The organism is Chamaesiphon sp. OTE_8_metabat_110 (assembly GCF_031382685.1).
Classification (GTDB): Bacteria; Cyanobacteriota; Cyanobacteriia; order Cyanobacteriales; family Chamaesiphonaceae; genus Chamaesiphon.
The window spans coordinates 1-11743 of record NZ_JANMZA010000368.1 but is presented as its reverse complement, the minus strand read 5'-3'; the positions used below and the strand labels follow the sequence as shown (position 1 = coordinate 11743).

Genomic DNA, 11743 nt, shown 5'->3' with positions numbered 1-11743 from the left:
TGCCTAAATAAAACTTGCGCTAAATTAAAAGTCCGTGTTATCTTAGTAAAGGTCTGATTTACACAGACCTTGAGGGACGCTAGCTCAGTGGTAGAGCATTCGGCTTTTAACCGACTGGCCCCGAGTTCGACCCTCGGGCGTCCCATGTACCCAACTAAATAGCGATCGAGTTAGCCTGTTGCCAAAACTCGATCGCTTTGTTGTATCCGAGCGGGCATTAATTTTAGCATCTTGACTAATTTTATTACCAAGGGAGTATCGATACTCACAGATCTTTGGTAAAGTATCTTTAGTTAAAAAAAGATCGTTAAATAGCCGACCTGCCTTCGGAACGCTTTTGCCAACGAGGAGCGATCGAATACTGCGGCGTTTTTATTCGGGGGTTCCCCCCGAATAAAAAAGCGGATTGATTTTCGGTCGGGTTTCCCGACCATGAAAATCAACCAAGCAACGACAAGACAAAAAGATTTAAATTATAGGAGGAATTTCTAATGGCACTCGTCCCATTGCGGCTTTTGCTGGATCACGCGGCTGAAAATAGCTACGGTATCCCCGCATACAACGTCAACAACATGGAGCAGATCCAAGCAATCATGCAGGCTGCTCAAGAAACCGATAGCCCAGTCATCTTACAAGCATCTCGCGGCGCGAGAAACTATGCTGGTGAAGCATTCCTGCGTCACCTAGTCCTAGCAGCAGTGGAAACATATCCCAATATTCCCATTGCCATGCACCAAGATCATGGTAACAGCGCAGCAACTTGCTACTCAGCAATGAAACAGGGTTTTACTAGCGTCATGATGGATGGTTCATTAGAAGCTGATGCCAAGACGCCAGCAAGTTTTGAATATAACGTTGATATTACCCGTAAAGTCGTCGAAGTCGCGCACGCGATCGGCGTCAGCGTCGAAGGCGAACTCGGTTGCTTGGGTTCGCTCGAAACCGGGTTGGGCGTAGATGAAGACGGACACGGTTTTGAAGGTGCGTTGTCTCACGACCAATTGCTCACCGACCCCGATGAAGCAGTCCAATTTGTCGAAGCTACTGGTGTAGATGCACTAGCAGTCGCCATCGGTACCAGCCATGGTGCTTACAAATTCACCCGCAAACCTACTGGTGAAATCCTCGCCATCAGTCGGATTGAAGAAATTCACAACCGTCTCCCCAATACTCACTTAGTCATGCACGGTTCGTCTTCGGTACCCGAAGATCTACTCGCACTGATTAACAAGTACGGTGGTAAAATCCCTGAAACTTACGGCGTACCTTTAGAAGAAATTCAAAAAGGGATCAAATGCGGCGTCCGGAAAGTCAACATCGACACTGACAACCGTCTCGCCATCACCGCAGCAGTCCGCGAAGCTCTCTTCAGCAAGCCTGAAGAATTCGATCCGCGCCACTTCATGAAGCCTTCGATTAAGTACATGCAGAAAGTATGTGCGGAACGTTATAACGCTTTCTGGTCTGCTGGTAATGGTAGCAAAATCAAAACTGCATCGCTCGAAGAGTTTGCAGCTAAGTATGCTAAAGGTGTATACCCGTCGCCTAAAGTTACTGTTAGCGTCTAAGTCTAATTAATTCAATTAGGTTGGCAAATAAACCCGACTTCTATAGAAGTCGGGTTTATTGTGTCGTGATGGAGAATATGACTACATCAATGTAAGTAGCTCGGCACAATTATTTTAACTACTAGAATCATCTGAAACCCTGATGGTGCGCAGTGCCCACCCTACAAGGTGTCTTATCTGTCGCTCAGTGCAAGCTATTCACTATCCATTTTAAATGTCTAACTTGAAACTGGTTCGGAAGTAATTAACGATTACTTACCGTCACCATTCCAGATAACTTTGGCATTTTTGTCAATATATACACTTTTACCATCAAGCTTGACTATTGCCAATCCAAATCTAAAGTCTTCGACTTCTTCATATTGAGGACGAATAAATTGTTTGCCATTTTTATCGATGTAGCCCCATTTCTCACCAATTTTGATGCGGGCTGTACCTTCAAAAAAAGATTGATCTTCATCAAATTGCAGTGCGATTACTTGCTTACCAGTTTTATCGATATATCCATACTTATTGTCGATCGATACCCAAGTCAAATCTTGGTCGTAAAAGGTACTTGCACTAGTGAATTTTATGGGAATTGCTTCTTTGCCAGTGCGATCGATAAATCCATACTTACCCTGAAATTTTACTAAGGCAATTTTTTGGTCTTTATCTCTAAATGTTTCAGCTTCATCGTACTTTAGCGGGATGATAACTTTTCCAGCTCGATTGATAAAGCCAAACTTATTATTGAGCTTTACTTGGGCGATGCCATTATCAAAGTAATATGCTTCATCATATTTAGCTGGAACAATTTGTTTGCCAGCAATATTAACAAATCCATATTTATTACCAACTCTGACTTTAGCCATTCCTTCATAAAAAGAATCAGCCTCATCATAGATGAACTTAGTCACCTGTCTGTTAGCGGTATTGACATAACCCCATTTACCATTCTTTTGAACGGGAGTGAGGCTAGCCTCTTCATACAAACCAATGAGATTAATCTGCCGTAATTCGGGCTGTGTCGGGGTGGTAGCAGTCGCAGATGGCAATGCCACTATACAAATACTAGAGATCGCAATCGTTAGGGAAATTGGGGTAAATTTCATGGATATTTAGTCTAAGTTGAAAATGCTCGGACACATCATACCTTAAATATATCCAGATTAATACTAACGAATCGATCTTACTTATTTATCCCCGATCGACAGCTACATTGGCATTCGTTCAGATGAATTTGCCACCCAAACCTAAATTAACCCAACTATCTAATATCTACCAAGAGTGCGAGGTATCTCGATTCTCCACAGGAGAGGCTACGCCAACGCGAGCGGTGGTTTTTAAAAACATGATGAAGATTGCTTGTTTTGGCGATCGAATGTGTATCAGATGTTGGGCGATCGATCGCAAGTTTTGGCAGATCTCAATCGATCGATCGAGTTAGATCCCAAGAATCCCCAGGCTTATTTCTTTCGGGGCGGAATTTTTTATAGTAATCAAAATGCTTCCCAAGCACTGGCTGACTTCGATCGGGCAATTTTGCTCGATCCGAAATACACTCAAGTACACTTATTCCGGGCACTACGGCTGCAATCGCGAGGAGATGCGCCAGGTGCGTTAGCCGCATATACCAAAATTATTGCCCTAGATCGGCTAATCGGACTGGAGCCAACCGAACCAGATCGGTAGCGCGATCGAGCCGAAGCTAAGTTAGAGTTGAAAGATACCAACGGCGCGATCGCCGATTACCGCAAAGCGATCGAATTGTATCGACAGCAGCCACAGCAAGGAAATGCCTTTTGGGCGGAGCGATTGACTGAAAAAGTCCGCGAACTGACTGAAAAAAAATAGCTAAGTGAAATTAAGTTAACTATGAAACTGCCTGCACACAGGTATTTCAATAGTCTCAAATAGCAGTTTACTCAGCAAAAAGTTGCGAATAACTGCTATGATAATCACGACCTTATTCTTAACAACAAAAGGCTAAAGAATAGTATGGTGCAAGCACCTGTAGCTCCGGTGGTGCTGGTAATTCTAGACGGTTGGGGATATCGCCCCGATGTCCAGTGCAATGCAATCGCCCAAGCCAAAACGCCGAACATGGATAGTTTGTGGGCTGTTTATCCACACACACTCATTAATACATCTGGACGCGCTGTAGGACTCCCTGATGGTCAGATGGGCAATTCAGAAGTCGGGCATCTCAATATCGGTGCAGGGCGGATCGTTCCCCAAGAATTAGTCCGCATTTCTGATGCTGTAAGCGACGGTAGTATTTTAGAGAATTCCGCCCTAGTCAAAGTTTGTGCAGATGTCCGCGCTCGTCAGAGTAAACTACACCTGCTCGGACTCTGCTCGGATGGTGGCGTTCATTCCCATCTCGATCATTTAATCGGGTTATTAAAACTCGCCAAAAAATCTGACCTGACCGAAGTTTGCATACATGTCATCACTGACGGACGCGATACCGATCCGCGCGATGGGTTATTAGCCGTCAAAAAAATTGAAGACGCGATCGCCGCCATTGGTGTCGGTAAAATTGTTACCGTCAGCGGTCGTTACTATGCCCTCGATCGGGATAACCGTTGGGATCGAGTTAAGCTCGCTTACGACGTGATGACCGATCCTGGCGCTGGTAGCGGTCAAAATGCAACTACCGTGCTGACCCAGAGCTATGCCACCGATAAAACCGATGAATTCATCCCTCCCACCAGAATCGCCCCAGGTGCGATCGAATCGGGTGATGGGGTCATTTTCTTTAACTTCCGTCCCGATCGTGCCAGACAGCTTACTAGCGCCCTCGTCAGTCCCAAGTTTACCGGGTTCATCCGATCGCAAATTACGCCGCTGACGTTTGCGACGTTTACCCAATACGATTCGACTCTTCCCGTATTAGTCGCTTTTGAACCGCAGCAGCTACAGAATATGTTGGGTGAAGTCGTTGCGACACAAGGCTTACGGCAATTTCGAGTTGCCGAAACCGAAAAATACGCCCACGTCACCTACTTTTTTAACGGTGGTAGGGAAGAACCGCTCCCAGGTGAGGAGCGAGAATTAATTCCCAGTCCTCAAGTGAGTACCTACGATCGCGCTCCGGCGATGTCGGCGGCAACAGTTACTGATGTCGTCCTCGCCGCGATCGCCAAGCAGACTTATGCTCTAATCGTAGTCAATTATGCCAATCCCGATATGGTCGGACATACCGGAAAAATGGCACCGACAATTCAAGCGATCGAAGCTGTCGATGATTGTCTGGGCAAATTACTCGAAGGCGTAGTCAAAGTCGGTGGTACGACGATTATTACTGCCGACCACGGGAATGCCGAATATATGTGCGACGAAAACGATAATCCCTGGACGGCACATACTACCAGCCAAGTACCGCTGATTTTGGTCGAAGGCGAACGCCGTCAACTACCCGGACACGGTACGGATGTCGTATTGCGAGAAGATGGTAAACTAGCCGATCTCGCACCGACAATTTTAGAGATTCTCCAGATTCCCCAACCACCGGAAATGACTGGTAAGTCAATGGTGGTGCCGACATTAGTGGAGATTCAACAGACTCGATCGCCCATGCGAGTAGGCGTGTAGGATGGTATATGGGCAGGGTGTAGCAATGCCAATTAGCCGCCCTGCCCACTTACCATCACGGCATTTTATTCCGATCGTCAATATGCTCGATCGAGCTAGCTGAAATGGTTGCCGCTGCGATCGAAGAATCGAGATACAATAGATCGATGACTATTGAAGATTTAAGTTTGTTGAATGGATATTGTTACTGTTATTGAGATTATTTGGTCTGTGTCCGCATTTGGTTTGACAGCCATGGTGTTATTGCACAGCCCCAAAGGTGATGGAATCGGTGGAATCGGCGGTCAGGCACAGTTATTTAGCAGTACCAAAAGTGCCGAAAGCAACCTCAATCGGATTACTTGGGGTCTGTTTTTAGTATTTATTACACTCACGGTGATTCTTAGTGCTGGTTGGCTGACAAATACTACTTCCGCTCCAGTGGTGGCTCCGCCCGTAATTAGTAAATAAATTTGCGATCTCCGTTCAGGTGGATGGTTGTTAGGGTCGTTTTTAAATCCCCATCCTAACAACCCAATTATCAATTCTCAATTCTCAATTCTCAATTAATTTAAGTATCGATCCAGTCAAGTCCGATCGAGAACCGAGAGTTTGCGGATAAAATAACAAGACAATCGATTGAGCCTCCCACATGACTGCTGCGCCCAAACACCAGAAAGCCAAAGCCCTCAAACCCAACAGCAAACGCCCCGCCAAGGAACTCTGTAGCGAATGCGGGTTGTGCGATACCCACTATATCCACTACGTCAAAACAGCTTGTGCTTTTCTCAATCAGCAGATTCCCACCTTGGAGACTCAAACCCACGGGCGCAGTCGGGATTTAGATAAAGAAGATGACCTGTATTTTGGTGTCCATCAGCAGATGATGGCAGCGCGCAAAATCGAGCCGATCCCTGGTGCCCAATGGACGGGAATTGTCAGTACGATCGCGATCGAAATGTTAGAGCAGGGGCTAGTAGAAGGCGTTGTCTGCGTTCAAAACACGCCCGAAGACCGATTCACACCAATGCCGATCATCGCGCGGACTAGGGAGGAAATTCTCGCAGCTAAAGTCAATAAACCCACCCTCTCACCCAACCTCTCGATCCTCGAACAAATCGCCGAGTCAGGTTTGAAAAAGCTCCTAGTCATCGGTGTCGGCTGTCAAATTCAAGCCTTACGCGCCGTCGAAAAAGAATTAGGCTTAGAGCAACTATATGTACTCGGCACCCCCTGTACCGATAATGTCACCCGTGCGGGCTTACAAAAGTTTTTAGAAACCACCAGTCGATCGCCCGAAACGGTAGTTTATTATGAATTCATGCAGGACTTTAACGTCCACTTCAAACATGAAGATGGTTCGACCGAATTAGTCCCCTTCTTCGGATTGAATACCAAAGAATTAAAAGACGTATTCGCCCCATCCTGCTTGAGCTGTTTCGACTATGTAAACTCCCTCGCCGATTTAGTCGTCGGTTATATGGGCGCACCATTTGGCTGGCAATGGATCGTAGTTAGAAACGATCGCGGTCAACAGATGTTAGAGTTAGTAAATAACGCGATCGAGACTCAAGCCGTGATGTCCAAAGGCGATCGGACAGCAGCCGTTCAACAAAGCATTCCCGCCTACGATAAAGCCGTCACATTACCAATGTGGGTGGCGAAAATTATGGGTGTCGTCATCGATAAAATCGGCCCCAAAGGATTGGAATATGCGCGGTTCTCGATCGATTCTCACTTCACGCGCAATTATCTATTTACCAAGCGCAATTATCCTGAAAAGTTAGAGCAACACGTCCCAGAGTTTGCGAAGAAAATTGTCGATCGATACAAGTTGCCTGAGTAATGCAAAATCTTGAAGATTGGGTATGTATCGATCTCTACAATATAATTATGATTGAGTCAATCGACCCAAATTAGTGATGATAAACTATGTTTTCCAAACTATCATCATCATAAGCATCTGAGTTGGTTAAGTGATTATTACACGAACCAATTTTATTGACTTTAAGACCATTTTTGAAGACAATCTCTAACCCATGTTCTTGCTCCCAATCACATTTACAATGTATTAAAATATAAATGCCGCGCTCGCCATATTCACGACGCGTGACTATAAGATCTTTGCCGAATTGAATATATCTCCATATTTCTTGAGGTGATGCCACTACAATAAATTCAGGGTCTTCTGGTAGCCAACACTTATTAACATCTTGATAATACTGAAATATATATTGCTCTGCTTCCTCTAGAATAGAAACATCGATAGACAATAAGTTCGTTATTGCTACGTGAAAATCTTCTTTGTGTGGATCTTTCTCATAGCCGTCTAATACTACACGGCACATATGCCCACTGAGAACATATACAGGCATTAATTCACTATAAAAACTGTCAGACTCTTTGTGTTTGGAGAACTCGCCGACATTATCAATTCTCATTTTTTGATTTATATTAAAAATTTAAATACGAGAAAAGGAAAGTATGGTGGACAATGCCTACGAGCTAAAACCTTGCGGAGCAATAACTTAATTTAATTTTCGAGATCGATTCTAGCATCCTCAATCTCTACTATCGATCTGATGAATACTAATATTTTTATGACTCATTCGATCTCCATTGATTTGATTATCTAAATAATCTGAGTGCAAAGTAAAGATCTATCTGCATTCAAAGATTTTTAGCTTTGCTCCAGCACCGCCCTGAACTGGAAGTTCGGGCTAAGATCGAAAGTCCATTAAAATGGACTGAATTAAAATCTTACAGTCCTCTTCAGAGGACTTTTGCTCTTAGCCCCAAATTCATTTGAGGGCGTTGCTGGTACGAAGCAAACTAATTTCTCTATCCCGAACTAATATTCAACAACAATAGTGTAATTGAAAAGATAAGACTCGATAGATCGACAATCTATCAGCTCTCAACTAAATTAAGCCACTCTTCCATCTGAGCCACCGTCTGCCAACTAAACATCCCCACAATCAAATCGTCGAGTTGCTGCTCATTCAAAGCCGCGAGTTGACTCGTCACCTGTTCCGATGGTACATATCCCTGAAACTTCACACCAATAACTCTAGTGGCAGATTCCAGCTTACCTTCTAGTTTCCCTCTTTGTTCGCCCTTGCTTTCCGCCTTATCCATCTCGGCATCATACCAAGCATCGATCTCTGCCATCGTTTTCATAAACTCTTGCTCCTCTGCACTTAAACTGTTTGCTGGTAAATCTTTGAGATATACGCAATATTTGAGGCTCGCTCGTATTGTATCATTTTTCTCCCGACGCTCTGGTGATAGCTGTTCGATGCCTTCAAATGCTCGACGAGCTGATTCTTTATTCCCTAGCAGCTTCAACCACATGGTTGCTGGGCTGTATTCTAGCTGCTCGATGACGACGATGCCCATCCGCAACAGTTTGACTGTTTCGTACACGCCTGCACCAAATTCTGGGTGCGGTTTGGCTCCACATAGCTCTAAGAGTTCGGGACTACAATTGACTGTCAAAATCCAGGTAAACGGGTTTTGGTTGTCGATGAGCTGGAGCGATTCGGGGGATAGTTGTTGATATTTGGCTGTCTGTTGGGCTTGCTTGAAAGTTGTGGCTAGTTCTGCTTGTTTTGGCTCCCAATACAAGTTTTTGCGGGTAATGGATTTATGAATGTGCTTTTCCTGAGCGTAGCCGCTGTAATGCTCGATGATAATCGTGGGATGAACCTTCATCAGAGCGTCGAATAAGCCTAAATCTTCTTGCTGCCAACCAAATTTATCTGACTGAGCGATAAACATAAAGTCTATTTCCAGATCTTCATCGTTTCGGACTTGGATATTTTGGAGTGTCTCACCTTTGGACTGATATAAGGAACGCAGGTAAAACTTAAAGAATCGGTCGTGTTTATATTGAGCCATTAATTTACCCGATCGCAAATCGCATATTCATATCGTGCCACAAAATATGCTCCAACTTGCCGATCGCTATGATGTTTGAAGCCAAAGTTCTCATATACTAACCGTAAACGCGGACGATCGGCAACACAATCTAATCTCACAAAATGTCTACCTAATTCTCTAGTACGATCGATCGCCCACTGAAATATTTGAGTTGAAACCGAGCCACCTGAAAAGCTTCGTCGCACTGCTAATCGATGTAAAAATGATGATTCTGATTGGTTGATGTCCGGCCAAAATACTAAATCTTCGGTTTGGAATTTGACGACACCAGCCGCAATATCTTCACAGAAGGCGATGTAGAATAAACCTAATTTGATATCTTGAATAATAGTCGATTTAGAGATATGTTCTGGTTGCCACAGTGTCATATTTTCGCGTTCGCGTAGCGTCTCCCTGGAGAATCGAGCTATGCCGCAGCTTCAGATAATATCTCTGAAACTGTAGAAAGATCGTCTAAAGTTGCTTGGCGCAAGGAGATTGGTATCATTGTGATGCGATCGAGCATTTGTGCTGACTGTTGTGGTATGATAGTATTATCATACTCACGAAAAGTAAGATCATGAAACAAAAAATCGCGATTACGATCGATCGAGAGTTATTATCTTTTATCGATCGACAAGCACAGGGTAATCGGAGTGATTATCTCAACTCGCTGATTACTCAAGAACGACGGAAGATTTTGGAGCAAGAAACGATCGCGGCTCTGCAAGCAGACATTCAAGATCCAGAATATCAGGCAGAAATAGCCGAGTGGGATCGATTGGCTGGAGATGGGATCGATGCCTAATGGGACATTAACTTATCAACGTGGTGAAATTCGGTGGGTGAAGTTAGATCCAACTATCGGGGCTGAAATCCAGAAGCGGCTCGCGCCCGTCGGGTTCCCCGACGCGAAAAGCGAGACAAGACAGACTCGATCTTGCCTGATTCTGCAAAATGATACGATGAATCAATACGGTCAACTGACGATCGCAATTCCATTTCGACCGGGTACTAAACAAGCACCTTATGTCGTCAACGTACTAGCTAGTACTAATAATGGTCTCGATAGAGATCGCTTTTTAGATGTTGCCCAAATTCGCTCTATTGATGGACAAAGAGTGCTGGGATTAGTTGGAATTTTGGAAGCCAACTATTGGCGGCAAATTCAGGAGTCACTCTCGATCGTTTGTGGTTTCGGCTCGGTTTAGAATTCTAATGATGAGAAAATATATCTTCATACTGTAATATATCCAGCGCAACCAACGTCGGCAAAACTTTAAAACAATCCTGTGCCAATTCCCACCGATCTTCGCGTTGCAATTTAGTAATCAATTTCTGGCGCATACTAATCAGATAGCGGACATCATTAGCAGCATAGCGGAGTTGTGCATCTGAGAGATTGTCGGCATCACCCCAATCCGAGCTTTGAGCGGACTTATCGAGATCGACACCTTCGAGTTGAGCGACTAATTCTTTTAAACCGTGACGATTTGAGTATGTACGGATTAGTTTACTGGCAATTTTGGTACAGAAGATGGGCTGAGTTTCGATACCTAAGCGGTAACTCAATTGCGCCACATCAAATCTGGCGAAGTGAAAAACCTTAGTGACGTTAGTTGCTGTCATCACCTGTTGGAGATTGGGAGCGGAAGTTTGTCCTTTGGCAATCCGGATTACCGTCAGCAAACCAGGTGAAAATAATTGTACCAAACACAACCTGTCGCGATGATAATTTAATCCCATTGTCTCAGTATCGACAGCGATCGATTCTGCCTGGAGATATTTCTCTGTCAGCGCAGCATCTAAATCTCGATCGCAAATTTGAAAGTCTTCCATATGGAGTAATGGTTAGGATGGCACGATCTACATCATAGAATATTAGACCTGCTGCCAAAGTAAAAAATTAATCTTTTTCAGTGCTAGTTTCATCCCTTGTTCCCTATCCCCTAACTTAGTCAGCATCAGCGACATAGTAAGCTTTACGGATAAAAATTTGGGTAAAGTAATAGACACCCTTATCATTTTTAGCTACGCCGATGCCAGTAAGATCGTAAGGGCCGACCATATTTTTTTGGTGTCCGGGGCTTTCGATCCAACCTTGGACGGCAACTAGATCGGGCTTACCATAGCCCATATTGTAAGCGACATTCTCAGCAGCCTTACGATAAATAATCGTTTTAGAAACCGATGTCACGCGTTCGTTAAAACCATCGTGGCTCATCTGTCCGACTCTAGCCATGCGCTCGCTATGTGCTTTGGCTTCAGCAACGATCGCCGCATCCATCGTTAATGGTGGTAAATTGCGAGACTGACGATATTTATTGACGAGGTTAAATGTTTCTATTTCGACACTATTCATCACAGGTGCAGGGGTAGCTGGACGTCTAACCGCTGGTGTCTGGGGAGTTTCGTCGGCTTCTTCTTGTGCGGCAGTGTCGATCGCTGGTCGATGAGAGGGCATATTATTAGTGCTAATGTCAGCGCGTGCAGTGGTGGCAGTGAGACTAATGACGGAAGCAAGGGCGCAAATTGTGCCTAAAAAATTAGATTTCATCTGAAGGTTACTGGGGTTTGGATTTTGCGAATGTCTAAAATTAGCGATGACGCGGTTTTGACTGCTAATTTTGAAAGGCTGCACCAACTGTTAAACCTAAGATGACATCTAAAATTGCTATCCACTGCGATCGAGATCG

General features: G+C 44.5%; 14 protein-coding genes and 1 tRNA gene. 9 read left to right on the top strand and 6 right to left on the bottom strand.

The window, feature by feature from the left end:
* The first annotated feature begins 73 nt into the window (after nt 1-73).
* Both RMO52_RS13505 and fba read left to right on the top strand, forming a co-directional pair.
* Nucleotides 74-145, top strand: a tRNA-Lys gene (locus RMO52_RS13505).
* A gap of 346 nt (nt 146-491) precedes the next feature.
* A complete protein-coding gene (gene fba, locus RMO52_RS13500; protein WP_310415026.1) occupies nt 492-1568 on the top strand; it encodes a class II fructose-bisphosphate aldolase in 1077 nt (358 codons plus the stop codon).
* Nucleotides 1569-1819: 251 nt separating this feature from the next.
* On the opposite strand, the gene RMO52_RS13495 is transcribed toward fba, so the two are convergent.
* Nucleotides 1820-2662: a WG repeat-containing protein gene (locus RMO52_RS13495; protein WP_310415023.1), complete on the bottom strand. Its 843-nt coding sequence runs from the start codon at nt 2660-2662 to the stop codon at nt 1820-1822.
* Nucleotides 2663-2942: 280 nt separating this feature from the next.
* Between RMO52_RS13495 and RMO52_RS13490 the strand changes: the two genes are divergently transcribed.
* From RMO52_RS13490 to RMO52_RS13470, 5 genes are all read left to right on the top strand, one after another.
* The gene (locus RMO52_RS13490; RefSeq protein ID WP_396134975.1) at nt 2943-3242 is read left to right on the top strand and encodes a tetratricopeptide repeat protein; all 300 of its coding nucleotides are present in this window, start codon (nt 2943-2945) and stop codon (nt 3240-3242) included.
* A 27-nt stretch (nt 3243-3269) separates the two neighbouring features.
* Complete coding sequence (locus RMO52_RS13485) at nt 3270-3404, top strand: hypothetical protein (RefSeq protein ID WP_309742617.1); 135 nt, start codon at nt 3270-3272, stop codon at nt 3402-3404.
* A gap of 144 nt (nt 3405-3548) precedes the next feature.
* Entirely contained in the window at nt 3549-5147 is a 1599-nt protein-coding gene (gene gpmI, locus RMO52_RS13480) for a 2,3-bisphosphoglycerate-independent phosphoglycerate mutase (RefSeq protein ID WP_309742615.1), read from the top strand.
* A 174-nt stretch (nt 5148-5321) separates the two neighbouring features.
* Nucleotides 5322-5597, top strand: a complete 276-nt coding sequence (gene secG, locus RMO52_RS13475) for a preprotein translocase subunit SecG (RefSeq protein ID WP_309740033.1) — start codon at nt 5322-5324, stop codon at nt 5595-5597.
* A 181-nt stretch (nt 5598-5778) separates the two neighbouring features.
* Complete coding sequence (locus tag RMO52_RS13470) at nt 5779-6972, top strand: Coenzyme F420 hydrogenase/dehydrogenase, beta subunit C-terminal domain (RefSeq protein ID WP_310415020.1); 1194 nt, start codon at nt 5779-5781, stop codon at nt 6970-6972.
* A 70-nt stretch (nt 6973-7042) separates the two neighbouring features.
* On the opposite strand, the gene RMO52_RS13465 is transcribed toward RMO52_RS13470, so the two are convergent.
* The 3 genes from RMO52_RS13465 to RMO52_RS13455 all read right to left on the bottom strand — a co-directional run bounded on the left by RMO52_RS13465 (nt 7043) and on the right by RMO52_RS13455 (nt 9436).
* A complete protein-coding gene (locus RMO52_RS13465; RefSeq protein ID WP_310415017.1) occupies nt 7043-7567 on the bottom strand; it encodes a DUF6985 domain-containing protein in 525 nt (174 codons plus the stop codon).
* A gap of 469 nt (nt 7568-8036) precedes the next feature.
* Nucleotides 8037-9026: a hypothetical protein gene (locus RMO52_RS13460; protein WP_310415013.1), complete on the bottom strand. Its 990-nt coding sequence runs from the start codon at nt 9024-9026 to the stop codon at nt 8037-8039.
* Entirely contained in the window at nt 9026-9436 is a 411-nt protein-coding gene (locus RMO52_RS13455) for a GNAT family N-acetyltransferase (protein ID WP_310415011.1), read from the bottom strand. Before RMO52_RS13455 ends, RMO52_RS13460 begins: the two co-directional genes overlap by 1 nt.
* A gap of 191 nt (nt 9437-9627) precedes the next feature.
* Between RMO52_RS13455 and RMO52_RS13450 the strand changes: the two genes are divergently transcribed.
* A complete protein-coding gene (locus RMO52_RS13450; protein ID WP_310415006.1) occupies nt 9628-9855 on the top strand; it encodes a CopG family transcriptional regulator in 228 nt (75 codons plus the stop codon).
* Nucleotides 9848-10258, top strand: a complete 411-nt coding sequence (locus RMO52_RS13445; protein WP_396134974.1) for a type II toxin-antitoxin system PemK/MazF family toxin — start codon at nt 9848-9850, stop codon at nt 10256-10258. The genes RMO52_RS13450 and RMO52_RS13445 overlap by 8 nt, the downstream gene beginning before the upstream one ends.
* A 4-nt stretch (nt 10259-10262) precedes the next feature.
* Here RMO52_RS13445 and RMO52_RS13440 read toward each other — a convergent pair whose 3' ends face one another.
* Together RMO52_RS13440 and RMO52_RS13435 are read right to left on the bottom strand one after the other, a co-directional pair.
* Complete coding sequence (locus RMO52_RS13440) at nt 10263-10886, bottom strand: ribonuclease D (RefSeq protein ID WP_310415000.1); 624 nt, start codon at nt 10884-10886, stop codon at nt 10263-10265.
* 115 nt (nt 10887-11001) lie between these two features.
* Nucleotides 11002-11604 (bottom strand): CAP domain-containing protein, encoded by a 603-nt coding sequence (locus tag RMO52_RS13435; protein ID WP_310414997.1) that lies wholly within the window; start codon nt 11602-11604, stop codon nt 11002-11004.
* Between the last annotated feature and the right edge of the window lie 139 nt (nt 11605-11743).